This window comes from Lentzea alba (assembly GCF_047445655.1).
Taxonomy (GTDB): domain Bacteria; phylum Actinomycetota; class Actinomycetes; order Mycobacteriales; family Pseudonocardiaceae; genus Lentzea; species Lentzea alba_A.
Genome location: NZ_JAJAEG010000015.1, coordinates 120,246 through 144,759 on the forward strand (window position 1 = coordinate 120,246; position 24,514 = coordinate 144,759).

The following is a 24,514-nucleotide window of genomic DNA, read 5'->3' on the forward strand; positions in this document are numbered from 1 at the left end:
GGCTACTGGGCCCTGGTGTAGAGGATCTCTCGGATCTCGGAGCGGTTGTTGCCCGCTCCGGTGTTGGTCAGCTGGGTGATCCAGATCAGCACGTGCCCGGTCGGCTCGTGCTCGCTGAGCTGGATCTGCGTCTGCCCGTTGGACAGGTCGCCCTCGCCGATGATCTTGGTCTCCTCCAGCGGCGAGTCCAGTGCCGACGCCACCCGGATCTGCACGTGGGTCTTCTCGCTCGGAGACGTGATGGTGATCGACGCCAGCCGCACCGGCTCGGCGAACGACGCCATCAGCCCGATGCCCGGCTTCAGGGCTGGGAACTGCTGGAAGTAGTTGTCCGTCCGCCAGAACGTGTTCGCGTTGTTGTCGACCGCCCGGCTCGCCTGGTTCTGGTTGTCCGGCTGGTTCGTCACGTCGTAGACGCCGATCTGGCCCGGCTGCACCGGTCCGGCCGGCGCGGGCGGAGGCGCGGACTGGCCGTTCGAACCCGTCTGGCCGATCACCACGGTCGGGCCGCCGCCCTTGGACGGCTCGTCGCTGAAGAACCCGACGATCTGCACGCTCAGCCACACGATCACGGCGAGCGTCGCCGCGGCCAGCACACCGACGCTGATCCACAGCTTCTTCTTCTGCTGCTTGTCCTGCCTCGGCCGCTGAGTCGTCCACACGACCTCGTCGTCGTCATCACGATCACGTGGCGACACGGCCTGGATCAGCGAGGTCTCGGCCTCTTCGGCCGCGATCTGGTTCAGGACCTGCAGGATCGCCGCCGACGTGCGGATACCGCCCACCGACGTGTCTTCCAGCGACCGCACGGCGACGGACGACAGCTCGTGCGGCAGGTACGGGTGCAGGGCGTTCGGTGCCACGACGGTCCCGTCCGGCCCGGTCGGGGCGACCGGCACTCCGTTCGGTCCGCCCGGCAGCGCCCACCGGCCGGTGAGCAGCAGGTACAGGATCGCGCCGAGGCCCTTGACGTCGTCGCGCGCGATCGCGTCCGGCCGCGGACCGGGGAACGCGAGGCGCAGGCGGCCGTCCGAGGTGACCCGGATGCGCTGCGGGTGGTCGGCGCCCAGCACCAGGCCGGCGTGGTGCGCGCCCTCGATGGCGGCGCCCAGCGGTTCGAGCAGGCGGGTCGCGGCTCCCGCCGGCAGCGGGCCCTCCGCGATCAGGTCCATCAGGTCGGTGCCCTGGGTCCACTCGGCCACGACCATGCCGAGGATGCCCTCGTCCGGGCGGATTCCGGTGCCAGGCGTGAGGACGTCGATCACCCTCGAAACGCCGGGATGCGTGAACGACGCCGCGTGCATCGCACGTTCGACCGTTCGGCGGGCACGGGCGGCGGCCGCGTTGTCCGCGAGGTCGCCGAGCAGGACCGTCAGTGCGACGTCCCGGTTGAGCTGACCGTCCCTGGCGCGCCACAGCTCGGCGTTGGACCTGGCGTCCGCTCCTGATTTCGCGAGCAGGCGGTAGCGGCCGTTGCCGATGACGCCGCCGGGAACAAGGGCGGCGTGAACTCCGCTACTCACGGTACGAGGGTACGGGACGACGCTCACGGACTGGAGTCACCGGCGCCGCACCAAACGGTTGATCTTGTCGATCGCCGGCTTCATCTCGGGTACTCGGAAAGCCGCCAAAAGGCCGAACGACAGCGGCAGACCGATCAAAGTCACCAGAACGACCTCGACCCAACTGGCCACAACGACGTTCGAGAACCCGATCGCGTTCTGGACCAGCCAGTTCACGCCCTTGGCGACCGCGAACGCCAGCGAGGACGCCACCACGGTGAGACAGACGGTCCAGATGGTGAACCCGGTGCGCAGCCGGCCCAGGCGGATCCGCAGCCACACCTGACCGACGACCGCGCCGAAGACGAAGCTGAGCGACATCGCGAGCGACACGCCGACGGCGAGCTGAGCCGCGTCACCGGGCGTCGACACCGCGAGGAACAGGTAGAGCAGGCCGATGCGGACCGCCACGATCAACGCCTGGATCAACGTCGGCGTGCGGGCGTCCTTCATCGCGTAGAAGACCCGCAGCTGCAGCAGCGTGATCGCGTACGGCACGAGACCGAACGCCGAGAGCGCGAGCGCGAGACCGATCCTCGTGCCGCCCTCGACGCCGGAGTTGCCCCACGCGAACGCCGCGAGACCGATCGCCAGGCCGGACACCGTCATCAGCGCGCTGAACGGCATCAGCAGGATCGCCGACATCCGGTTGCCGAACAGCAGGTCGCGCACGATCGAGTCGTTGTCGTTGTGGGCGGCCGCCCGGCTCATCTTCGGCATCAGCGCGGTCAGCAGCGAGACGCCCAGCACGCCGTACGGCACCTGGGCGATCAGCCACTGGTAGTTGAACGCGACCAGCGTGCCCGTGGCGCTCGTCGCGACGTTCGTCAGCACCGTCATGCTGGCCAGGCCGAGGCCGACGTAGAGCAGCACCCAGAACGCGAGGCCGCCGAACTCCGACAGGCGCGCGTCCCAGCCGAAGCGCCACTTGAACCGGAAACCGGTCTTCTTCAACGCCGGGAACAGCACGGACGCCTGCACCAGCACACCGAGCGCGGTGCCGAGACCCAGCACCAGCAGGTGGGTGTCCGTCATCCGGACCGGGTTGAGCGTGAGCTCGCCGGGCAGCATCGCGTAGACGCCGAGCACGACGATCACCACGACGTTGTTCAGCACCGGCGCCCAGGTGGGGATGCCGAAGACGTGCCGTGCGTTCAACACGGCGCTGAGCAGCGCCGTCAGGCCGTAGAAGACGATGCCCGGCAGCACCAGGTACGCGAACGCCGTGACGAGCTCGGGGTTCGCGTCCGGCGAGTCCGAGATGTAGACGTCGGTCAGCAACGGCGCGGAGATCATCGCCAGCACCGTGCCGACACCCAGGATCAACGTGCCCATGGTGATCAACCACTGGGCGTACGACTCACCGCCGTCGCTGTCCTCCTTTTCGGCGCGGACCAGCAGCGGAATCGCCACGCTGGTCAGCACGCCGCCGAGGAGCAGCTCGTTGATCATCGTCGGCAGCGTCGACGCCGCCTGGTAGGAGTCACCGAGGGTCTCGGCGCCGATCACCGCGATCAGCAGGACTTTCGACAGCAGGCCGGTGACGCGGCTGACGATCGTCGCGATCGCCATCGAGCCGCTGGCCCTGGCGACCGAGGGTGCCTGCTTCTGCTGCTCTGGTTCGGTGGTCAGGGCTGTCTCGCTCACGCGCTCGACTTCTCCGGTGTGACGTTCTCGATGGACGGTGCGTCGCCGCCGTTCTCGCCGTTGCGAGCCCGGACCCGCTTGTAGATGCGTCGCCCGGAGAGCAGGACGAGCGCGATCGCGGCGATCACGGTGACGATCACCGTGATGGTGCCGTAAGCGGACGACGACACCTCCAGCTTGACAGTGTCACCGAGAGCGACGCCCTCGGGAGTCGTCAGACGGACGTTGACCGGGAACCGGCCGGAGCGCAGCACCTCGACCGGCACCCGCACGACCCGCTCGCCGCGGGCGGGAAGCACCTGGTCAGCGAGGTCGAGCTTGCGGATGCCCGGCGTGTCGGCCAGGACGATCCGCACGGTGACGCGGACGTCGAGCTTGTTCGTGATGGTGACCGGGATCGGGCTGTCGCCGGAGCCGAGCAGGATCGGGCTGGCCGGCGGCGTGACGCTGACCTGGCCCGTGAGCGCGTTCAGCTCGCTCTGGCTGATGTCGGCGGCGGACCGGGCGCCCTGTTCGTTCGACCGCCAGGCGCCGGACATCGTGCGCAGCAGGCCCAGCCACAGCGGGCCGGCCAGGTCGTTCGGCGACGCGGCTTCGGTGTCCGCCTGCTGCATCGCGGCGACCAGGCCGTTCAGCTCGGTGCTCTGCTTGGTCACCGAGTCGGTGATGGTGGGCGAGATCTCCCGAGCGCCGGCTTCCGGCGGGTACGCCACCTTGGCGGTCTTCACCGACGGCGTCGCCCTGGTCAGCTCCTCCAGTCCGGTCTGGGCCGCATAACCGGTGGCCAGCAGCTTCTGGGCGGCGCCGAGGAACTCGGTCATCTCCGCCAACGGCGCGTTCCACCGGCGCGGCGGCGTGACCACGACGTTGCGGCCGTCGCCCTGCCAACCGGCCCGGAACACCAGGACCGCCAGCGCGTTCTGCACGGACACGGGCTGGTTCTCGACCGGCGTGGTGACGCCGGAGAGCGTGCGCTGCCGGGAGTCACTGCCCTGCAGCGCGTCCGAGACCATCGAGTCGATCTTGACGGCGGTCACCGGGTGCTTGCCCGCGATGCCGACCGGGGCGGTGCCCGGAGCGTCCGTCAGGCCGGTCGGGTCGAGCAGGACCGACTTCATGCCCTGGTACTTCTGCTCGGCCAGCGGGGTGGCCAGGTCGTCGAACGTCGTCTGGTCGAGGACGCCGTCCTCCGGCCACACCAGGTCGGGCAGCGGCTGGACGGACAGGGTGTCCTGGATGATCCTGGGGCCGTCGATCAGCGCGATCGTGCGCATGTTGCCGAGCTTCGCCCTGTTCAACGCCACGAGGTCGGCGTCGGCGTACGGCAGCGCGACCACGCAACGGCCGGTGACGGCGAGCTTCAACCGGTCGAGCCACAGCTCGGCCTCGGTCCTGCCCTTGCCCTCGGTGCCACCGCGCACCTTGTACCCGGTGGTCATCGCCACGACGGTGCGCAGCAGGTCGGGGTCGATCGCCAGGCACATGCTGGTGCTCATCGACGCGATGGCCTTCTCGTAGGCCTCCAGCAGGCCGTACAGCCTGCCGTTGACCGAGAGCGACGTCGCGAGCTCGTCGTCGACCAGCTCGGACTGGCCCTCGCCGCCGAGCCGGACCATCCGCGGCTTGTCCGCGATGGGCCACAGCACGGTGAGCTTGGCCGGCGCGCCCGGCTTGCCCTTGGTCTCGCCGCCGGGGACGCCGAGCACGGGCAGCAGGGTCGACAGCGCCGCGAGCCGCGCCTGGCCGCCGTAGTCCGGGCGGCCGTTGATGTTGGCGAGGATCGGGTAGATGCCCGGTTGCTCGATCGCGAGCGAGGTGGGCGCGTTGCCGCGCAACGGCACCTCGAGCGTGAAGTCCTGCTGCTGACCGGGCTGCAGCTCGTCCGTGACCTTGGTGAAGTTCGGCTGGATGAACTCGGCGGCCGCGGGCTCCCGCAACGCCTTGCGCAGGTCGTCCTCGGAGTCGAGAGGCTCACCGCGCTCCAGGCGCAGCACGATGTCGGAGACCTTGCGGTCACCGACGTTGACGATCTTGCCGGTGATCTTGACGGTGCCCGGTGAGTCACCTGTCACGAACCGGGGGGTCAGCTGGGCGATGTCGAGCCGCAGGAACTGCTGCGGCTGCTGGCCCGGCTGTGCGGAGAGCGATCTGGTCGCCCACACCTGGGTGGCGGGCGCGGGCAGGAACGGCAGTGCGTCGACCTCGTCCGGTTGCGACTGCTCGATCGCGCCTGCGGGAGGCGCTGTGACCAGCGCGAACGCGGCGACGGCTGCTGTGCAGACCAGCTTCTTCAAGCTCACGCCGACTCCGCCCCGTTACGGCAGCGTTCGGCGAGCAGTTCCGCGGCTCGGCGGACCAGACGGCGCTCATCGGCATATGCCAGTCGCTCGTCCAGTTCGCCGAGTGGCACCCACGCCACCTCGGTGACCTCCACGTCTTCGTCGGAAAGCTCTCCCCCCAGCGCTTCGAGGAGGAAGTGGTGAACCGTCTTGTGCACCCGGCGGTCGTCAGCGACGAACCAGTAGTCGATCGACCCCAACGGGCGAAGCACCCTGCTATGAATACCGGTCTCCTCGGCGACCTCGCGCACCGCGGTCTGTTCCGCGGTCTCGCCGGCCTCGATGTGACCCTTCGGCAAAGACCACAGCAACCGGCCTCGCCGGTCAAGTCTGCCGATCACCGCAGCCCGTTGCTCGCCGTCGAGCACCAGGCCACCTGCCGACGTCTCGTCGACGGTCTTCAGCCGCCTGCCCCTGCGCCGCTTCCGGCGGCCCGGCTTGGGACCTCCTCCGGAACGTGCGGCTGACGGGGGCATACGGCCGATCGTACTTACGAACCTTAAGTACGCTGGTTTCTCGTGTCTCGATCGCTCCAGCAGAATGCGGTGGTGGAAGCTCCCGCCATCACACCCGTCGTCGCTGAGCTCGCCGCTCGGTTCGCAGCCGAGGGCAAGCGCCTCTACCTGGTAGGTGGCAGTGTGCGCGACGCCGTGCTGGGCCGCCCGACGAACGACTTCGACTTCACGACCGACGCGCGTCCGGCCGAGATCCAGTCCATTTTGTCCGGTTGGTCGGACGCTCAATGGGACACCGGGATCGCGTTCGGCACGGTCGGCGCCTCGAAGAAGGGCGAGATCATCGAGATCACGACCTTCCGCGCGGACGCCTACGACGGCGTGACCCGCAACCCCGAGGTGACCTTCGGCGACACCATCGACGGCGACCTGGTCCGCCGCGACTTCACGGTCAACGCCATGGCGTTCGACATCGCGGCCGGTGAGTTCGTGGACCCGACCGGAGGCCTTCAAGCCGCCCGAGAGGGGGTCCTGGACACCCCAGCAGCCCCGGAAGTGTCGTTTGGAGACGACCCGCTGCGGATGCTGCGGGCGGCGCGGTTCGTCTCCCAGCTGGGCTTCACCGCCGCGCCGCGGGTGATCGAGGCGATGCGCTCGATGGCAGGCGAGATCGCCCGCATCACGCCGGAGCGCGTGCAGGTCGAGCTCTCGAAGCTCCTGTGCGGCGCGCACCCGCGCCGCGGCATCGAGCTCATGGTCGAGACCGGTCTGGCCGACATCGTGTTGCCAGAGCTCACGGCCATGAAGCTGGAAATCGACGAACACCATCAACACAAGGACGTCTTCCACCACTCGCTGGTTGTGCTGGAACAGGCAATTGATCTTGAAGAAGATGATCATTCACCTGATCTGGTGTTGAGGATCGCGGCCCTCCTGCACGACATCGGCAAGCCGGCCACCCGCAGGTTCGAGCCTGGTGGCGGCGTCTCGTTCCACCACCACGAGGTCGTGGGCGCGAAGATGGTCCGCAAGCGCTTGCGGGCGTTGCGGTACTCGAAGGAGATCACCGAGGACGTCGCCAAGCTCGTCTACCTGCACCTGCGGTTCCACGGCTACGGCAACGGCGAGTGGACCGACTCGGCGGTGCGCCGCTACGTGACCGACGCGGGCGACCTGCTGACGCGGCTGCACAAGCTCGTCCGTGCCGACTGCACGACGCGCAACAAGCGCAAGGCGAACCTGCTGAAGCGGACCTACGACTCTCTTGAGGAACGCATCGCGCGCATCGCCGCCGAGGAAGACCTCGCGCGCGTGCGGCCGGACCTCGACGGCAACGAGATCATGAAGCTGCTCGGGCTGCCGCCGGGCCGGGAGGTCGGCGCCGCGTGGAAGTTCCTCAAGGAGCTTCGGCTCGACCGCGGGCCGCTGGACCGCGACGAGGCCGAGGCGGCGCTGCTCGACTGGGCGCGCGAACAGGGGATCACTCCGCCATCTCAGTGACACATCGTGAGCGCATGAAATCCCCGCGTTAGCGAACTGACAGCGCCGGGCTGCACCATGGAAGTGCGCAAGGGAGTGCGCATGGGGGTGGTGCAGATGTTCACTTGGGGACTTTCCTCAGGTCCGGCAGTACACGACCTGTGTGAGCTGACCGACGACCAACGGGCCGTGCTGAGGTGCCTCGCGCGTGGTCACGCCGACCACGAGATCGCGAGAGTGCTCGGCTTCGGTCAACAGCGCGTGGCCGACGAGGTCGCCGACATCCTGCGGCGGCTGGATCTACCCGATCGGGTGGCTGCGGTCGTCTTCGCGCACGAGGCCGGGATGTTGCACCTGCCGTTTCCGCGCTAGCAGGAGCAGGTAGGCGGCCAGACCGACCAGGTAGAGACTCGCGGCGATGATGATGAGAGCGGGCGAACGCCCGTCCAGGGGGATCACCGTCGCGGTGATGGACACCGCGGTGACCTGCGTGATGTTGAAGAGCGTGTCGTACAGGGCGAAGACCCGGCCACGCACTTCGTCACCGACGTCGTGCTGCACCGCGGTGTCCACGCAAAGCTTGACGATCTGACCGGCGAAGATCACCACGAAGCTCGCCAGCAGGATGCTGACCAGCGTCATCGGCAGCCCGAGCCCGACCTGTGCGAGCCCGGTGAGGATCAACGCGCCGCAGATCGTGCGCTTGGTGCCGAACCTGTCGACGATCCGGTCGGTGAAGACGCCGGCCAGCAGGATTCCGGCGCCGCCCGCGATCGCGACCTCGCCGAGCCCGCCGATGCCGGCCTTGAGGATGCCGACGTCCTCCAGGCTGTAGCGCATCAGCAGCAGCGTGATCATCAGGCTGATGCCGAACGCCGCCCGGTGCGCCAGCAGTGCCGCGAGCCCGGCCGTGACGCTCGGCGTGCGCCAGGTGGCCTTCGCGCCGTCCAGCAGACCTCGTGCGACAGCCTTGAACGCGTTGTGCGGCTCGTCGACCTCGTCCGGCCCGAGCACCCCGGCCTTGAACCGGCTGGCGATGAACGCGCTGCCCAGCATGCCCACGACGGCGATGCTGGTGGTCCACCCCGACCCGCCGTCCCCGGCGCCGAGCAGTGTGCGGAACCCGATCGCACACGCCGCGCCGAACACGGCCGTGATCGCGCCGGCGGTCGTGGCCAGCGCGTTCGCCTCGACCAGGTGGTCCTCGTCGACGACGTGCGGGAGTGAAGCTGAGAGTCCGGAGCCGACGAACCGGCCGATGCCCATGACGACGAGGGCGGAGATGTAGAGCGGGAGTCCGCTCAGACCTGCGCCGACTGCAAGGGCGGTGAGCAGGACGAACGCGGCGCGCGTGAGGTTCGCGACGACGATGACCTTCTTGCGGTCCCACCGGTCGAGCAACGCCCCGGTGAACGGCCCGACGAGCGAGTACGGCAGCAGGAGCACCGCGAACCCGGCCGCGATGGCAGCCGGATCGGCCTGACGTTCGGGGTTGAAGAGCACAGCGCCGGCGAGCCCGGCCTGGAAGAGTCCGTCACCCCACTGGGAGGCGAGCCGGGTCGCGAGGAGCCTGCGGTACTCGGGAATGCCGAGGAACCGGCGTGATCCCCAGTGGTGCTTCTCCACCGCAACCGTTGCCACTGCTGCACTCTATGCGCGTTGGGGTGAAAACCACGAAAGCCGGACCTCTCGGTCCGGCTCCCCTGGATCGGATGCCAGGTCGCCTCACGGCGCGGTGCACTACGCGGCTCCAGCCGTACGGTATTCCGCGAAGGCGGTTGTCTGTTGAGCCCGGGGGACACAAAGACATCCGACACCTGAGTCTAACGGGGCGCGGCCCTGAGTTGTTCCGGCGATCACGGATGATTTCATGGTGACGTGCGTCCCGATGCCGAGGTCGAGCCAGGCTCCCTGTTGGTTGCCGCCCCGAGCCTGAACGACCCGAACTTCACGCGCACGGTCGTCTACATCATCGACCAACGTCCAGAGGGGACCCTTGGCGTTGTGCTGAACCGCCCCTCCGAGGTGGCGGTGCACGACGTGCTGCCGCCGTGGGGCCCACACGTCACGAAGCCGCAGTGCATCTACATCGGCGGCCCGGTCGAGCAGAAGACGGCGCTGTGCCTGGCGGCCCTGAAGGCGGGCACCGACGCCGATTCGGTCGAGGGTCTGGTCAGCGTGCAGGGCCCGGTGGCGTTGATCGACCTGGACGCCGATCCGGACGACCTGATGCCGCTGGTCCGCGGCCTGCGGGTGTTCGCGGGCTATTCCGGGTGGGGCGAGGGTCAGCTGGCGGGCGAGATCGACCGCGGCGACTGGATCGTGGTCACCGGGCTCGCCGATGACGTGCTCGTCGGCGCGAAGGTCGACCTCTGGGGACGGGTGCTGCGCCGGCAGGGCATGCCGCTGTCGCTGCTGTCCACCTATCCCAAGGACGTCCGGGACAACTGATTTACGTGAAACGTCGGGTCACAGGCCGGCGAGCGGCGAGCAACCGCCACCACCGCAGGCGCAGCCACCGCAGCCCTTGGGCTTGACCGGCTCCGGCACCAACGCTGCCGCACGGCTGCCGACGATCCCGCCGGCGAACGCGATCACGAGCGCGCCCAGCAGTCCGATGATCCCAGCGGTGACGGCCAGGTCGGCCATGACGAACGCCATCGCGCCCGACACGATCGCCACGGCACCGGCCGCGACGTTCGGCACCCCGGCGACGCGGTTGGCCAGTGCGAACGTCTCCTCGTCGCGCAGCGCGGCGGCCGTGCGCACGCCGACGAAGCGGTTGCGGCGCAGCTTGCCCTGCAGACCCAGCAGACCGACCGCGCCGAGAGCGACGCCGAGCACACCCAGGACGACCGACAGCACGATGTTCACCACATGAGGGTAAGACGGATCCGCAGTTCACCTGGCAGTCACCCCGGTCAGGTGTGCTGTGCGCCATGCTCAGACGACTTCTGCTCGTCCCCGTGCTGCTCGGCCTGATCGCGGTTCCCGCGCAGGCGCACTCCCCCGAGGTCCGTTTCCTCGGCGAACACGTCGTGCCGAAAGGCCTGGTCGTAGGCGGTACGACGGTCGGTGGCATCTCCGGTCTCGACTACGACCAGCGCACGAACAAGTGGATCCTGATCAGCGACGATCGGGTCAAGCCGCGGTTCTACGAGGGCAAGCTGTCGCGCAGGGGCGTCGAATTCACGAACGTCCACTCTCTCGTCGGCCCCAACGGTCCATACGCACCTGGCACGGTCGATCCCGAGGACGTCCGGGTGGACCGCTGGACCGGTGACCTGCTGTGGAGCCAGGAGGGAGACCGCACGCCGACCACGTTGATCGACCCGTCGGTGCAGTTCAGCCGCGCGGACGGCTCGTTCAAGCGCGGCCTGCCCACGCCCGAAGACCTCAAGATGAAGCCCGAGACCGGGCCGCGGCAGAACCAGGCGCTGGAAGGCCTCACGTTCGCGTTCGGCGGCAGTCTCGTCGTCACCGCGCTCGAAGGCCCGCTGCTCCAGGACGGCCCGCCGGCGACCGCGGAGAAGGGCGCGGTCTCCAGAATCATCGTCCAGACGCGCACCGGTCAGGTCGTCACCCAGTACCGCTACCAGCAGGAACCGCTGTTCGCGCCGGACGCGAGCACCGGTGTCACGGCGATCCTGGAGAAGTCCCCCGGCGTCTACCTGACCCTCGAACGGTCGTTCAGCCCGACGCTCGGCAACGAGGTCCGCCTGTTCGAGTACCGGCCGTTGTCCAACAGGAAGCGGCTGCTCGCGGACATGGGCAAGTTCACGAAGCCCGACAACCTGGAGGGCATGGCGTGGGGTCCGGACGGCACGTTGTGGCTGGTCTCGGACGACAACTTCAACGCCTCCCAGGTCACCCAGTTCATCGCGCTTGCGGTGCGCTGATACCGTTGACGACATGAGCACGGCCCGCCTGCTCCTTATTTAGCCGCGCAGACCTGATCGCAAGACGGTCGGCGCGGCCGCCCCCATGCCCTCTCTGGGCTGGGGGTTTCGTCATGTCAGGGGCAGGATCGATGGAGAGGGACTCATCAACATGAGCACGGACGCGGCGGAGATCCCCGCCTACCGCTACACCGCCGAGCTGGCGAACCAGATCGAAGAGCGGTGGCAGCAGTACTGGGAGAACAACGGCACCTACCACGCGCCGAACCCCGTCGGTGCGCTCAAGGGTGACGTCCCGAGCGACAAGCTGTTCGTGCAGGACATGTTCCCGTACCCGAGCGGCGCCGGCCTGCACGTCGGGCACCCGCTGGGCTTCATCGGCACGGACGTCTTCGCGCGCTACCACCGCATGAACGGCCGCAACGTGCTGCACACCATGGGCTTCGACGCGTTCGGCCTGCCCGCGGAGCAGTACGCGGTCAAGACCGGTCAGCACCCGCGCAAGACCACGGAAGAGAACATCAACACCTACCTGCGCCAGATCCGCAGGCTGGGGCTGGGCCACGACGAGCGCCGTCGCATCTCGACGATCGACCCGGGTTACTACAAGTGGACCCAGTGGATCTTCCTGAAGATCTTCAACTCCTGGTACGACGCCGACGCGGGCAAGGCTCGGCCCATCGCCGAGTTGATCGCGCAGTTCGAGTCCGGCGAGCGGGCGACGCCGGAAGGTCAACAGTGGTCTGACCTGTCTTTTGCCGACCAGCAAAGGATCTTGGGCGATTTCCGCCTGGCCTACTTGTCGGAGGCGCCCGTCAACTGGTGTCCCGGACTGGGTACTGTGCTGGCGAACGAAGAGGTCACCGCCGACGGACGCAGTGAGCGCGGAAACTTCCCGGTGTTCAGGAAGAACCTGCGCCAGTGGATGATGCGCATCACCGCGTACTCGGACCGGCTGATCGACGACCTGGACCGTCTGGATTGGACGGAAAAGGTGAAGGCCATGCAGCGCAACTGGATCGGGCGCTCGCATGGTGCCCGAGTCCGATTCGCGGTGGGAGACGAGAACATTGAGGTCTTCACGACCCGTCCGGACACGCTGTTCGGCGCGACCTACATGGTCCTGGCACCGGAACACGAGCTGGTGGACCAGATTGCGACGCCCGATCGCGTGGCAGACATCGCCGCGTACCGGCGCGCCGCGTCCCTGAAGTCCGAACTGGACCGTCAGGAGAACAAGGAGAAGACCGGCGTCTTCATCGGGGCGTATGCGACGAACCCGGCGAACGGCACCAAGATCCCCGTCTACATCGCGGACTACGTGCTGATGGGCTACGGCACGGGCGCGATCATGGCCGTGCCCGGCCAGGACCAGCGCGACTGGGACTTCGCGAAGAAGTTCGACCTGCCGATCATCCGCACGGTCCAGCCGACCGCGGACTTCGAGGGCGAGGCGTTCACCGGCGAGGGTCCCGCGATCAACAGCGGGTTCCTGGACGGCATGGACATCGCCGAGGCCAAGAAGACGATCATCAACTGGCTGGAGGAGAACGGCTCCGGCAACGGCACCGTCCAGTTCAAGCTGCGCGACTGGCTGTTCAGCCGCCAGCGCTACTGGGGCGAGCCGTTCCCGATCGTCTACGACGAGCACGGCACCGCGATCGCGCTGCCCGAGTCGATGCTGCCGATCGAGCTGCCCGAGGTGGACGACTACTCGCCGCGCACCTTCGAGCCGGAGGACGCGGACACCGAGCCGTCGCCGCCGCTGTCGCGCGCTACGGAGTGGACGACGGTCGAGCTGGACCTGGGCGACGGGGTCAAGACCTACCGCCGCGACACGAACACCATGCCGAACTGGGCGGGTTCCTGCTGGTACCAGCTGCGCTACGTCGACCCGGACGAGACCGAGCGGTTCGTCAACCCGGAGAACGAGAAGTACTGGCTGGGCCCGCGCACGGACGAGCACGGCCCGAACGACCCCGGCGGCGTCGACCTGTACATCGGCGGCGTCGAGCATGCAGTTCTGCACCTGCTGTACTCGCGCTTCTGGCAGAAGGTGCTGTTCGACCTGGGCGAGGTGTCCAGCGACGAGCCGTACCGCCGCCTGTTCAACCAGGGCTACATCCAGGCGTACGCGTACACCGACACGCGCGGCGTCTACGTGCCCGCGGCCGAGGTCGTGGAGGAGAACGGCAAGTTCTTTCACAACGGCGCAGAGGTCAACCGCGAGTACGGAAAGATGGGCAAGAGCCTGAACAACGTCGTCACGCCGGACGAGATGTGCGAGAAGTACGGCGCCGACACGTTCCGGTTCTACGAGATGTCCATGGGCCCGATGGACGTGTCACGTCCGTGGGCGACCAAGGACGTCGTTGGCGCGCAACGGTTCCTGCAGCGTCTGTGGCGCAACCTGGTCGACGAGACCGACGGCTCTCTGCGCGTCACTGACGAAGAGCCGTCCGTCGAAGCGCTGCGGCTGCTGCACAAGACGATCGCCGGCGTGCACGACGACTACGCGAACCTGCGCTACAACACGGCAGGCGCGAAGCTGATCGAGCTGAACAACTACGTCACCAAGCACTACTCCGGCGGCACCCCCCGCGCGCTGGCCGAGCCGCTGGTGCTGATGCTGGCCCCGCAGGCCCCGCACGTGGCCGAGGAACTGTGGGCGAAGCTGGGTGGTACCGACTCGCTGGCACACGGGCCGTTCCCGGTCGCTGACGAGCAGTACCTGGTCGAGGACACCGTCGAGTACCCGATCCAGGTCAACGGCAAGGTCCGCTCGCGGGTCGTGGTCTCGGCCTCCGCCTCGCAGGACGAGATCAAGGCCGCGGCCCTGGCCGAGGAGAAGATCGCCGAACTGGTCGCGGGTGGCGAACCGCGCAAGGTGATCGTGGTCCCCGGCCGTTTGGTGAACGTCGTTCTGTAGCAACGAGACGAGCTGGCGTGGCTAGGGCCGCGCCAGCTCTTCCATCTCTGCCTCGGGCCATGACTGCGGTGCCGGGCCGAACGCGCGCCGGGCAGCCCGGACGGCCAGGGTGGCGACAGCGGCGTTGGCGCCACCGCCGATCACCGCGCCGATGCCGAACGGGACAGCCCGGCCGAGCACGATGATCCCCTGCTTGGTTCCGTACTTGGTGACGAAGTTCCTGCCCAGGACGCTGTTGATCTGACGCAGCGTTGCCGTGGGCACTTTGCTGACGAGCTGGCGGGCCCAATGCTGTCCGGTGCGCTCGGCGACCTTGCCGATGGTCTTGGAGCCGGACTCGCCGAGCAGGATCCCCAGGACCAGGGTGCGGCGGCGTTCGATCTCGTCGAGCGGGACCCTGTGGACCTCGGCGACCGAGAGCACGAACAGAGTGCTCAGTTCGAGCGAGGACAACGCCTCGCCCGCCGACAACGCCAGCGCGACACCAGTGCCGACACCGGGCGCGGCCGCGGCGCCTCCGACTGCTGCCCCCGTACCCGCCAGGGCGCTGACGTACATCTTCTCCAGGGTGCTGACGACCTCGGCTGGTGTCGCGTCCGGCTTGCGCTGGCGGGCCCGTGCGATGTTCTTGCGCACCAGCGATGTCTGCACGCCGATGGCCTTGTCCAGCAGGTCGAGGATCGCCTGGCCGCGTCCGCTCGACGACGGGACAGGTTCTTCGAGGACGTCAGGGAGATCAGGAGACTCTGCCGAGTTCGTGGCGTCGACCATGGTCCTATGTCGCCGAACACCCGATCAGCGCTACAGCGCGCGCGTCTCGGTTGAGTCGCCTTCCTGGAAGCCGATGTCGGACAGCATCTGGTCGAGCATGCTGTCGAACATCGGCTCCGGGTTGCTCACCGCGAACGGGAACCGCCCGAACACCTCCAGCGCCACATGCCCGTACAGCCGCACCCACGACTGCACCACGTGGTAGATCTTCCCCAGGTTGAGGACGTCATCCTCGACCGTGACGCCGTGCACCGACACCGCGTCCATCAGCACCTGTTGGAACCTGGCCAGGTCCTCGTGCAGCACCTCGGGCACGACGTCGTCCGCGTGCTTGGCCACGAGGTTCGACGCGATCAGCCGGCCGGCCAGCTGCAGGAACACCGACCCGAACTGGTCGGCGCCCAGCGGGTCCCGCGGCGAGGCGAACACCAGCGCGAACTCCTGCGGGTGGGCCAGTGCCCAGCGGCGGAAGCTGCGGCACACCGCCCTCACCTGGCATCCGACCTGGCCTGACGTGTCCGCTGCGAGGTCTGCGTACAGGACGTTCGCCATGTCCGCGCAGATGTCGTCGCAGAGCTGTCGCAATAGCGCGTCGTGGGAGTCGTAGTAGCGGTACAAGGCGGGTGCGGTGATGCCCAGCTCGCGTGCGATCGCACGCAGGGTCACTGCGTCGCGGCCGCGTTCCACCAAAAGGGCGCGGGCCGCCTGCCGAATCTCACGCTCGGTCTCCGCGCGGAGTCGTTCTCGGCGAGTGGCCTCGGTCATATGTCACTCCATCGGGTTGTAGACCCCGTCCACGGACCCGTACGGTTTTCAGTGAACGGTGTTTACAAGAGTTCACGGGATTTACAGAACGGTAACCCAGGAGGCCGTCGTCGATGTTCGCGAAGTGGGGATCAATCGCATATCGCCGCCGGTGGGTGGTGTTGATCGCGACCGTACTGCTCGCCGTGCTCGGCGGCGTGTGGGGACTGGGCGTGTTCGACAAGCTCAGCCAGGGTGGTTACGAGGCTCCTTCCAGCGAGGCGGCGCGGGCCGACAAGGTAGCCGAGGAGGCGTTCGGGCGGCAGAACGGTGATGTGATCGTCATTTACCGCGGCGATTTCGCCAACCCGCTCGAACTGAAGAAGATCGCCGATCACATCAGCGGCTTCCCGAAGGACGACGTCCTCAAGACCGTTGGGCCGGTGCCGTCGGACGACAAGCAGCAGGCGCTGGTCGCCATCACGTTGAGCAGCGGTGACTCGAACGAGCAGATCAAGCAGTTCGAGGACGTCCAGAAGCAGCTCGCGGTCGACGGCTTCAGCCAGCAGGTCGGTGGGCTCGTGCCCACCCAGAAGGCCATCAACGACATGTCGCAGGAGGACCTGACGCGCGCGGAGATGTTCTCGCTGCCGCTGGTCCTGCTGCTGCTCGTGATCATCTTCGGCGGTCTCGTGGCCGCGAGCCTTCCGGTCGTCGTCGGTGGGCTCGCGATCATGGGTGCGCTCGGCGTGCTGCACGGCATCGCGATCTACACCGAGGTCAACTCGTTCGCGGTCAACGTCGCGTCACTGCTCGGACTGGGCATGGCGATCGACTACGGGCTGTTCATGGTCGGCCGGTTCCGCGAGGAGCTCGCGCAAGGCCGCACGACCGAACAGGCTGTCGGCCGCACGGTCGCGTCCGCCGGCCGGACCGTGGTGTTCAGCGCGACGCTGCTGGTCATCGCGCTGGCCGGGTTGATGATCTTCCCGCACGGCTTCCTGAAGTCCCTCGCGTACGGCGGTGTGTCCGCGGTCGCGATCGCGGCGCTGGTCTCCGTCACGCTGCTGCCCGCATTGCTCGGTGTCCTCGGCCACCGGGTGGACAAGCTCGCCATGCCGTGGCGCAAGAAGGAGCCCAGCGAACGCGGCTGGCGCAAGCTCAGCGGCGCGGTCATGAAGCGGCCCGTGCTGATCGCCCTGCCGATCATCGGTGTGCTGGTCGCACTCGGCTCGCCGTTCCTCGGCGTGCAGTTCGGCCAGGTCACCGAGAAGGTGCTGCCCGAGGGCAACGCCGCGCGCGTGGCCACCGAGAACATCAACCAGAACTTCTCGGCGCTGTCCAACACCGGCTTCAAGATCGTCATCAAGGGCGGTGACCAGGCCGCGGTCCAGGAGTACCTGGGCAAGGTCAAGGACATCGCAGGCGTCACCGAGGTCCAGCCGATGGGTGCGGACAAGGGTGTCACGGCCGCGGCCGCCGGGCTGGAGCACGACGCGCTGAGCGACGAGTCGAAGCAGGCGTTGAAGGACGTCCGCGCGCTCACCCAGCCCGAAGGCGCAGAAGTGCTCGTCGGCGGCAACACCGCCATGGTCAGCGACTCGCTCGACGCCATCGCGGAGGGGCTGCCGTTGATGATCGTGCTGCTCGTCGGGGCGACGCTGATCCTGATGTTCCTGGCGTTCGGCTCGGTCGTGCTGCCGATCAAGGCGGTGATCATGAGCGCGCTGTCGTTGTCCGCGACGTTCGGCGTGCTCGTGTGGATCTTCCAGGAGGGCCACGGCGCCGGCCTGCTCGGCGTCACGCCCGGCCCGCTGGAGTCCGGCATCGTCGTGCTGATGGCGGCGATCGTGTTCGGGCTGTCGACGGACTACGAGGTCTTCCTGCTCTCCCGCATGGTCGAGGCCCGCGGCCAGGGAGCGACGACCGAGGAGGCCGTGACCACCGGCCTGGCCAAGACTGGCCGGGTGATCACCTCAGCGGCGTTGCTGCTGATCGTTGTGACCGGTGCGTTCGCGTTCTCGCAGGTCGCGATGATGCGGTTCGTCGGTGTCGGCATGATCCTGGCGCTGGCGCTCGACGCCACGGTCGTCCGGATGCTGCTCGTGCCGGCCGTGCTGAAGCTGCTCGGCAACGCCGCGTGGTGGGCGCCCGGCCCGCTCAAGCGGATCCAGGAGCGCCTCGCGCTTCACGACGAGCCGGTGGACGACCTCGACCCCGACGAGGTCCGGGAGCCGGTCGCGGTCGGCTGACCCGGCGGGAAGGCGATCATGGCCGCGTCGAACTGGCGCGGCCTTTTCTCCTCCAGCTCGCTCGCCTTCATCCGGTAGGTCGCGAGCACCGCGTTCGAACTGTCCAGCACCGTCGTCGTCGTGCCGGTCGCGAGGAACACCCTCGGGTCTCCCGGCGCGATGGCGACGCCCGGTGCGTTGATGGGCAGGCGTTCGCGCAACGTCATGGTCGCCGCGTCGATGACCGCGACCGAGCTCTCCTTCGGCAGCGCCAGGTACACCGTGGCACCGTCCGGCGTGACGGCCACGCTGCCCGCTCCCCTGCCGACGCTCACCGTGCCGACGACCTGGTTCGTGGTCGTGTCGATCACCGAGAGCGTGCCCGGAGTCTTCTCTCCCAGCCGCATGCTGCTCACGTAGAGGCGCTTGCCGTCCGGCGAGATCGCCAGGTGCTGCGGCATCCCGCCGACCTGCACCGTCGACGACTGGAACGCCGTCGCGGTGTCGACCAGGCCGACCGTGCCGTCCTGGGAGTTCGCCACGTAGAGGACCTGGTTGTTCGGGTGGACGGCGAGACCCTGCGGCTGGCCGGGCACCTTGACCGCGGCGACCAGCCGGAACGTCTCCGGGTCCACCACCGCGACGCTGCCTCCGGCCGAGACGTAGAGGCGCTTGCCGTCCGGGCGCATCGCCGCCTGCGAGAGCTGGACCTGGGTGTAGAGCTTGTCCAGGACCGCGCCGGTGTTCGCGTCGACCGCGGTGATCACGCCGGTCCAGCCGTTGACGACGTAGACCCGCCGCGCGTCCGGTGACACGGCGACACCCGTCGCGCGACCTGCCGTGTCGGCGTTGGTCAGCACGGTGCCGGTCATCGTGTCGACGACCTGCAGAAGTCCTGTCTTGCCGACCACATACGCACGCGGAGCTGCCGTTGAGGAGGTCATCGTGACGTTGTGGTGTTGCTGGACACCCATCGCCGCGATGGCCGCTGAAAGGGCTAGAACCGCGGCCACGAGGCGTGGCTTTGCCATACGCCCGATGGGACCACTTCCGGGTGCTTTCGATCTACTTCCGTCACCCGTCAGAGGGAAATCTTTGCCCGGTTGTAGTACGACCGTGCCCGCGACGGCGGTGCGGGCACGGTCGTCCCACTAGTAGGACGGAGGAGCAGCTGGTTTGGATTCATATGAATCCGAGTTCTTCGCCGTTGCCACCAATTTGGCGTAGCGGGCGCCTGCGGTCAGGAGCACCAGACCGGCGCCGAGGAACGCCAGCACGCGGGCCACACCGTCGAGCGCGGCGAGGTCGAACGTCACCAGCTTGACCACCGCGGCACCGACCAGGATGAGCCCGGAGATCCGCAGCGCCTTGTTGTTGATTCCCTTGACCAGCAAGAACAACGCGGCGATCGTCCACGACACGGTGACCACGGAGTGTCCGAAGAGGAATCCGGTCTCGTCCGGCGACACCAGCAGTGCCGCGCACAGCACCGCACCCGCCGCGCCGTAGAGCAGCACGAGGCCGGCGACGATCCACGGGAACGGGTGCCTGGCCGGTTCGCGCAGCACCTGCATCTTCAGCGCGGCCCACGGCAGCGTCGCCGCGAAGATGCCCAGCACGAGCGCCGTCACGAGGCCCGCCGCGTAGTCGCCGGGGTCGACGGTGAGGAAGCGCGGTTCGTCGAGCAGCCACGTGATCGGCACGGCCTGCCCGATCGTCATCAGGAACCCGATCGCGCCGAACGCGATCGACCCGGCCAGGGCGCTCTTCTTGCCGAGCCGGGCCGCGAGGAACGCCAGCAGCACCGCCTCGGCCAGCACGATCGCCGTCCGGACGTTGCCGTCGAGCGCGATCACCGTCGTCTGGAACAACGCGAGCATGCCCGTCGCACCGGCCGCCGTCGTGAACGCGCGGGGCAGGTCCGGGACCATCCAGATCGCCAGCAGCACCGCGGCGACCGCGCCGGCGAGCACCGAGTTGGCCGGGTCGTCCAGGAGCGTGGTCGCGAACAGCGACGGCAGCGCGGAACCCGCGACCAGCGCGATCGCGACGATGTCCTCCGGCCGCTTGCGGATCGTCAGCAGCGCCACGGCGATGCCGACGACGGTCGTGGCTCCGGCGACGCCGACCACGGTCCACTCGAAGTCGTTGGGGATGGCGCTCGCGGTGGTGAGCAGCGAGGCGATGATCGGCGGGAAGCCGCCGGCGATCGCGAGACCCGGCCAGCTGCGCTGGATCTGGACCGGTGTGCTGGCCATCTTCAGCACCAGCAGGAAACCGACCAGCAGGACCGTGAAGCCTTCGGTCAAGATCGGCGAGCAGATGGCACACGCTGCGACAACGCCGACCGCGAGCGTTTGCGAGTCCCACCGCAGGGCGAGCACGACACCAGCGGCGGCGACGCCCAGGCCGACCACGAGACCCACGCCAGGAGGCAGGTACTCGTACAGGCTGGTGGCGGCGATGACGTCGAGGTAGAGGCCCGCGAAACCGGTGGCCGCGAGCGCGAACGCCCCGGTGCGCCCGGCCGGGTTGCGGTGCAGCCACATGCCGATGCCGACCAGCGCGCCGCTGAACACCGCGCCGCCGATCACGCGCGGCATCGGGCCGAGCCAGCCGCGCTGGATGGCGAGGATCAGCAGCAGCACGAAGCCGAGAACGGTGATCGCGCCACCGACCCAGGCCAGCAGCTTCGAGCCGGCGCCGTCCTTGCCGAGCTTCTCGAACAGCGTCTCCCGCGGCTGGGGTGCAGGCCACGGCACCTGCTGAGGCGGCTGCTGCGGCCACGGCTGCTGCACGGGCGGCGGTTGCTGGGCGTGCTGCGACCACGGGTTCGGCTGCTGCGGCACCCCCGCAGGCGGCGTCGGGAAGGCCGTGGCCGGTGGCAGCGGCACGGACACCGGTGCCGCGGGAGTCGGCGGCGGCGCCACGACCTCGGCCACCGCGGTCGCGGCCGACGCGGACCGCATCTCCGAGCTGATCGTCACCAGCCGCTGCCCGATGGCTGCGAGCTCCAGCGCGAGGCGCTGCTCGTACCCGAGGCGATCCTGTCCGTCCATGTGATCAGGGTGAGGCAGACCACGCCGAGTGACATCCGTACACCTACTCATCCGGCTTGACTACATAGGTGTGTAATCGATTAACTACGCCCTCGTGACGACCATGAAGGACGTCGCGCAGCACGCCGGCGTCTCCACGGCCACCGTGTCGCGCGTGCTCAACGGCCATGCCGCGCCGACTCCCGAGACCCGCGAGCGGGTGCTCGCCGCGATCGAGGAGCTCGGCTACCGGCCCAACGCCCTGGCGCGATCCCTCAGGACCACCAGCACCCAGACCCTCGGTCTGGTCATCAGCGATCTGCTGAACCCGTTCTTCGCCGAGATCGCCCGAGCGGTCGAGGACGAAGCCCGGTCACACGGCTACTGCGTCGTGATCGGGAACGCCGACGAGAGCGCCGAGCAGGAGGCGACGTACGTGCGCACCCTGCTCGACCGCCGGGTGGACGGCCTCCTGCTGTGCCCTGCGACCGATGACCCGAGCTTGGTTCGCGAAGTGAGCGCAGGCGGCGTTCCGCTCGTCCTGCTCGACCGGACGGTCAGGGGCGCAACATGCCCCGTCGTCCGTGCCGACGGCAGCGAGGCATTGACCGCGCTCGCCCGGCGGCTCGTCGGCGCCGGCCACTCCCTCATCGGAGTCATCGCGGGCCCGCCGAACACCTCCACTGGAAGAGAGCGAACGGACGTCCTGACCGGCGCGCTCGGTGGCGTGGCGCGGGTCGTGCACGGCGACTTCCGGCAGGAGAGCGGCAGCCAGGCCGCCGCCAAGCTGCTCGACGACGGCGTCACGGCGCTGGTCGCGATGGACAACCTGATGGGCCTCGGCGCGCTGGGCGAGATCAGGGCCCGCGGCCTGCAGATCCCGCACGACGTCGCGTTCGCGGTGTTCGACGACCAGCCGTGGTTCCCGCTGCTCGACCCGCCGATCACGGTCATCGCCCAGCCGACCGTGGAGATGGGCCGCGCGGCCGCCCGCAGCCTGCTGGCGCTGATCGACGGCCGGCAGCCCGACGACGTCCGCCTCACCGCGAAGCTCGTGCTGCGCGGCTCGCTCGGGGAGGCCGAGCTGTGACCACCCTGATCACCGCCCGCGGGATCACCAAGCAGTTCGGCGCCACGAAAGCGTTGGACGGTGTCGACCTCGACATCAACGCCGGTGAGGTCCACGTCCTGCTCGGCGAGAACGGTGCGGGCAAGTCCACGCTGGTCAAGGTGCTCGCGGGCATCCACAGCCACGACGCGGGCACGATCGAGGGCCACGCCAGCCTCGCCGTGATCCACCAGGAGCTCGCGCTCGTCCCCGAGCTGAGCGTCGCGGAGAACCTGTTCCTCAACCGGCTGCCGCGCAAGTACGGCTTCGTCGACCGCGCCGAGATGCGCCGGAAAGCACCACTGCTGCTCGAACGGGTCGGGTTGAACGTCGACCCGAACGCCAAGGTAAAAGACCTCGGCATCGCTCAGCAGCAGATGATCGAGATCGCCCGCGCGTTGGACAAGAACGCCGGTGTGCTGATCCTCGACGAGCCGACCGCGGTCCTGACCGACACCGAGACCGACCGGCTACTGCAGATCATGGCTCAGCTGCGGCACAACGGCGTCGGGCTCGTCTTCATCACCCACCACCTCGACGAGATCCAGCGCATCGCCGACCGCATCACGGTCCTGCGCGACGGCCGCAGCGTGGGCGTCCTCGGGCCTGGGGCATCGACTCAGCACATGATCGAGCTCATGGTCGGCCGCCCGATCGACGAGCAGTACCCGCGTGCTGACCAACGCCCTGGCCAGCCGTTGCTGAGCATCTCGAACCTCACCAAGCGCGGCGTGTTCCGCGACGTCAACATCGAGGTCCACGCGGGCGAGGTCGTCGGCATCGCGGGCCTGGTCGGCGCCGGTCGCACCGAGGTCGCGCGGGCGGCGTTCGGCGTGGACGACTACGACTACGGCACGGTCGAGGTCGCCGGGAAGCCGGTGCCCCGCAACAACGTCCAGGCCGCGATCAAGGCCGGGCTCGGGCTCGTGCCGGAGGACCGCAAGGGCCAGGGCCTGGTCCTCACCGCAACGGTCGGCCAGAACCTCGAGCTCGTGACGCTGGAGAACCGCGACGAGAAGCGCCTGCACGACATCGCGGGCAAGCTCCGGATCAAGGGCCGGGTCGAGCAGCCGGTCAAGGAGCTCTCCGGCGGCAACCAGCAGAAGGTCGTCATCGGCAAGTGGCTGCTGGCCGACCCGAAGGTGCTGATCCTCGACGAGCCCACGCGCGGTGTCGACGTCGGCGCGAAGGTCGAGATCTACGAGCTCATCAACCGCATGACCGCCGCCGGCCGAGCCGTGTTGCTCGTGTCCAGCGACCTGCCCGAGGTGATCGGGATGAGCGACCGCGTCGTCGTGATGGCGCACGGCCGGGTGGCCGGTGAGCTGCCCAGGGGCGCAACCCAAGACCAGGTGATGGCACTCGCCGTGCAGGAGATTTCGGCATGACCACGATCAGCATCCGCAAGTACGCCAGCGAAAACGGAGCTCTGGCAGGGCTTCTCCTGCTCGCCCTGGTCATCGCGATCATGCAGCCGGCGTTCCTCTCCGCGCAGAACCTGGTCAACGTCGGCGTGCAGGCCGCGGTCATCGCGATCATGGCGTTCGGCATGACGTTCGTGGTCGTCGCCGGTGGCATCGACCTGTCGGTGGGCAGCATCGCGGCGCTGGCCGCGATGGTCGGCGCGTTGACCGCGGGCCCGATCGGGCTGGTCGTCGGCGCGTTGTGCGGGCTCGTCAACGGTGCGCTGATCAGCTACGGCAAGCTGCCGCCGTTCATCGCGACACTCGCCATGCTCAGCGTTGCCCGCGGTCTGACGCTGGTGTTCTCCGAAGGTCAGCCGCACGAGACGGACGCGCTGGTCACGTTCCTCGGCTCGAACCTCGCGCCGATGGTCCCGTTGCCGCTGCTGCTCATGCTGGCGTTCTTCGGTGTCACCGGCCTGATCCTCACGCGCACCAACCTCGGCCGTCGCATGTACGCGATCGGCGGCAACGAGGAAGCCGCGAAGCTCAGCGGCATCGACGTCCGGAAGCAGAAGCTCTGGATCTACGCGCTCTCCGGCCTCTTCGCCGCCGCCGCGGGCCTCGTGCTCGCGGGACGGCTCGGGTCCGCCGGTCCGCAGGCAGCGGTCGGCTACGAGCTCGACGCCATCGCCGCGGTCGTCATCGGCGGTGCGTCGTTGTCCGGTGGCGTTGGCCGCGCCACCGGGACGTTGGTCGGCGCACTTGTGCTCGCCGTCCTGCGCAACGGCCTCAACCTGCTGCAAGTGCCGCCGTTCTGGCAGCAGGTCGTCATCGGCGCGGTGATCGCTCTTGCCGCGTTGCTCGACTCACTTCGCCGTCGCTGAGAAAACCCGCAACAGGTAAGGA

Annotated in this window: 19 protein-coding genes; 9 read left to right on the plus strand and 10 right to left on the minus strand. The window is 68.5% G+C overall.

Annotated features, from left to right (window positions below):
- Window positions 1-2 precede the first annotated feature (2 nt).
- Genes LFM09_RS25215 through LFM09_RS25230 form a run of 4 tightly spaced genes read right to left on the minus strand, consistent with a single transcriptional unit; the run spans window position 3 to window position 6,024 of the window.
- A complete protein-coding gene (locus LFM09_RS25215) occupies window positions 3-1,523 on the minus strand; it encodes a protein kinase family protein (RefSeq protein ID WP_414098996.1) in 1,521 nt (506 codons plus the stop codon).
- 36 nt (window positions 1,524-1,559) lie between these two features.
- Window positions 1,560-3,209 carry a murein biosynthesis integral membrane protein MurJ gene (murJ, locus tag LFM09_RS25220; RefSeq protein WP_414098997.1) on the minus strand — a complete coding sequence of 550 codons (1,650 nt, stop codon included), beginning with the start codon at window positions 3,207-3,209 and terminating at the stop codon, window positions 1,560-1,562.
- Window positions 3,206-5,509 (minus strand): DUF6049 family protein, encoded by a 2,304-nt coding sequence (locus LFM09_RS25225; protein WP_414098998.1) that lies wholly within the window; start codon window positions 5,507-5,509, stop codon window positions 3,206-3,208. The genes murJ and LFM09_RS25225 overlap by 4 nt, the downstream gene beginning before the upstream one ends.
- The gene (locus LFM09_RS25230; protein ID WP_414098999.1) at window positions 5,506-6,024 is read right to left on the minus strand and encodes an NUDIX hydrolase; all 519 of its coding nucleotides are present in this window, start codon (window positions 6,022-6,024) and stop codon (window positions 5,506-5,508) included. Before LFM09_RS25230 ends, LFM09_RS25225 begins: the two co-directional genes overlap by 4 nt.
- 42 nt (window positions 6,025-6,066) lie before the next feature.
- Between LFM09_RS25230 and LFM09_RS25235 the strand changes: the two genes are divergently transcribed.
- Together LFM09_RS25235 and LFM09_RS25240 are read left to right on the plus strand one after the other, a co-directional pair.
- On the plus strand, window positions 6,067-7,503 hold the full coding sequence (locus tag LFM09_RS25235; protein ID WP_414099000.1) for a CCA tRNA nucleotidyltransferase: 1,437 nt from the start codon (window positions 6,067-6,069) through the stop codon (window positions 7,501-7,503).
- 81 nt (window positions 7,504-7,584) lie between these two features.
- Entirely contained in the window at window positions 7,585-7,854 is a 270-nt protein-coding gene (locus LFM09_RS25240; protein WP_414099001.1) for a LuxR C-terminal-related transcriptional regulator, read from the plus strand.
- Here LFM09_RS25240 and LFM09_RS25245 read toward each other — a convergent pair.
- Window positions 7,783-9,123 (minus strand): MFS transporter, encoded by a 1,341-nt coding sequence (locus LFM09_RS25245; RefSeq protein ID WP_414099002.1) that lies wholly within the window; start codon window positions 9,121-9,123, stop codon window positions 7,783-7,785. The two genes, LFM09_RS25240 and LFM09_RS25245, sit on opposite strands and share 72 nt — an antisense overlap.
- 237 nt (window positions 9,124-9,360) lie before the next feature.
- Between LFM09_RS25245 and LFM09_RS25250 the strand changes: the two genes are divergently transcribed.
- Window positions 9,361-9,933 carry a YqgE/AlgH family protein gene (locus LFM09_RS25250; protein ID WP_414099003.1) on the plus strand — a complete coding sequence of 191 codons (573 nt, stop codon included), beginning with the start codon at window positions 9,361-9,363 and terminating at the stop codon, window positions 9,931-9,933.
- A gap of 18 nt (window positions 9,934-9,951) precedes the next feature.
- Here the strand turns inward: LFM09_RS25250 and LFM09_RS25255 are convergent, their stop codons facing one another.
- Entirely contained in the window at window positions 9,952-10,356 is a 405-nt protein-coding gene (locus tag LFM09_RS25255; protein ID WP_414099004.1) for an SdpI family protein, read from the minus strand.
- Window positions 10,357-10,421: 65 nt separating this feature from the next.
- Here LFM09_RS25255 and LFM09_RS25260 point away from each other — a divergent pair, with 65 nt between their 5' ends.
- On the plus strand, window positions 10,422-11,381 hold the full coding sequence (locus LFM09_RS25260) for an esterase-like activity of phytase family protein (protein WP_414099005.1): 960 nt from the start codon (window positions 10,422-10,424) through the stop codon (window positions 11,379-11,381).
- A gap of 151 nt (window positions 11,382-11,532) precedes the next feature.
- Window positions 11,533-14,310 (plus strand): leucine--tRNA ligase, encoded by a 2,778-nt coding sequence (gene leuS, locus LFM09_RS25265; protein WP_414099006.1) that lies wholly within the window; start codon window positions 11,533-11,535, stop codon window positions 14,308-14,310.
- A gap of 21 nt (window positions 14,311-14,331) precedes the next feature.
- Here leuS and LFM09_RS25270 read toward each other — a convergent pair whose 3' ends face one another.
- Entirely contained in the window at window positions 14,332-15,081 is a 750-nt protein-coding gene (locus LFM09_RS25270; protein WP_414099007.1) for a hypothetical protein, read from the minus strand.
- A 30-nt stretch (window positions 15,082-15,111) separates the two neighbouring features.
- Window positions 15,112-15,846, minus strand: coding sequence for a TetR/AcrR family transcriptional regulator (locus LFM09_RS25275; protein WP_414099008.1), 735 nt, complete (start codon window positions 15,844-15,846; stop codon window positions 15,112-15,114).
- A 113-nt stretch (window positions 15,847-15,959) separates the two neighbouring features.
- Between LFM09_RS25275 and LFM09_RS25280 the strand changes: the two genes are divergently transcribed.
- A complete protein-coding gene (locus LFM09_RS25280) occupies window positions 15,960-18,077 on the plus strand; it encodes an MMPL family transporter (protein ID WP_414099009.1) in 2,118 nt (705 codons plus the stop codon).
- On the opposite strand, the gene LFM09_RS25285 is transcribed toward LFM09_RS25280, so the two are convergent.
- Window positions 18,014-19,087, minus strand: coding sequence for a hypothetical protein (locus LFM09_RS25285; protein ID WP_414099010.1), 1,074 nt, complete (start codon window positions 19,085-19,087; stop codon window positions 18,014-18,016). The genes LFM09_RS25280 and LFM09_RS25285 overlap by 64 nt on opposite strands.
- 120 nt (window positions 19,088-19,207) lie before the next feature.
- Window positions 19,208-21,115, minus strand: a complete 1,908-nt coding sequence (locus LFM09_RS25290; protein ID WP_414099011.1) for a DUF2339 domain-containing protein — start codon at window positions 21,113-21,115, stop codon at window positions 19,208-19,210.
- 103 nt (window positions 21,116-21,218) lie between these two features.
- Here LFM09_RS25290 and LFM09_RS25295 point away from each other — a divergent pair, with 103 nt between their 5' ends.
- The 3 genes from LFM09_RS25295 to LFM09_RS25305 are packed head-to-tail and all read left to right on the plus strand — an operon-like array spanning window position 21,219 to window position 24,492.
- A complete protein-coding gene (locus LFM09_RS25295; protein WP_414099117.1) occupies window positions 21,219-22,184 on the plus strand; it encodes a LacI family DNA-binding transcriptional regulator in 966 nt (321 codons plus the stop codon).
- The gene (locus tag LFM09_RS25300) at window positions 22,181-23,590 is read left to right on the plus strand and encodes a sugar ABC transporter ATP-binding protein (protein WP_414099012.1); all 1,410 of its coding nucleotides are present in this window, start codon (window positions 22,181-22,183) and stop codon (window positions 23,588-23,590) included. Before LFM09_RS25295 ends, LFM09_RS25300 begins: the two co-directional genes overlap by 4 nt.
- Entirely contained in the window at window positions 23,587-24,492 is a 906-nt protein-coding gene (locus LFM09_RS25305; protein WP_414099013.1) for an ABC transporter permease, read from the plus strand. Before LFM09_RS25300 ends, LFM09_RS25305 begins: the two co-directional genes overlap by 4 nt.
- Window positions 24,493-24,514 lie beyond the last annotated feature (22 nt).

What these genes read in the sequence shown, in the direction of transcription:
- LFM09_RS25230 (WP_414098999.1), bottom strand. Translation starts at nt 6,024, where the DNA reads ATGCCCCCGTCAGCCGCACGTTCCGGAGGAGGTCCCAAGCCGGGCCGC.
- LFM09_RS25240 (WP_414099001.1), top strand. Translation starts at nt 7,585, where the DNA reads ATGGGGGTGGTGCAGATGTTCACTTGGGGACTTTCCTCAGGTCCGGCA.
- LFM09_RS25260 (WP_414099005.1), top strand. Translation starts at nt 10,422, where the DNA reads ATGCTCAGACGACTTCTGCTCGTCCCCGTGCTGCTCGGCCTGATCGCG.
- leuS (WP_414099006.1), top strand. Translation starts at nt 11,533, where the DNA reads ATGAGCACGGACGCGGCGGAGATCCCCGCCTACCGCTACACCGCCGAG.
- LFM09_RS25270 (WP_414099007.1), bottom strand. Translation starts at nt 15,081, where the DNA reads ATGGTCGACGCCACGAACTCGGCAGAGTCTCCTGATCTCCCTGACGTC.
- LFM09_RS25275 (WP_414099008.1), bottom strand. Translation starts at nt 15,846, where the DNA reads ATGACCGAGGCCACTCGCCGAGAACGACTCCGCGCGGAGACCGAGCGT.
- LFM09_RS25280 (WP_414099009.1), top strand. Translation starts at nt 15,960, where the DNA reads ATGTTCGCGAAGTGGGGATCAATCGCATATCGCCGCCGGTGGGTGGTG.
- LFM09_RS25285 (WP_414099010.1), bottom strand. Translation starts at nt 19,087, where the DNA reads ATGGCAAAGCCACGCCTCGTGGCCGCGGTTCTAGCCCTTTCAGCGGCC.
- LFM09_RS25290 (WP_414099011.1), bottom strand. Translation starts at nt 21,115, where the DNA reads ATGGACGGACAGGATCGCCTCGGGTACGAGCAGCGCCTCGCGCTGGAG.
- LFM09_RS25295 (WP_414099117.1), top strand. Translation starts at nt 21,219, where the DNA reads ATGAAGGACGTCGCGCAGCACGCCGGCGTCTCCACGGCCACCGTGTCG.
- LFM09_RS25305 (WP_414099013.1), top strand. Translation starts at nt 23,587, where the DNA reads ATGACCACGATCAGCATCCGCAAGTACGCCAGCGAAAACGGAGCTCTG.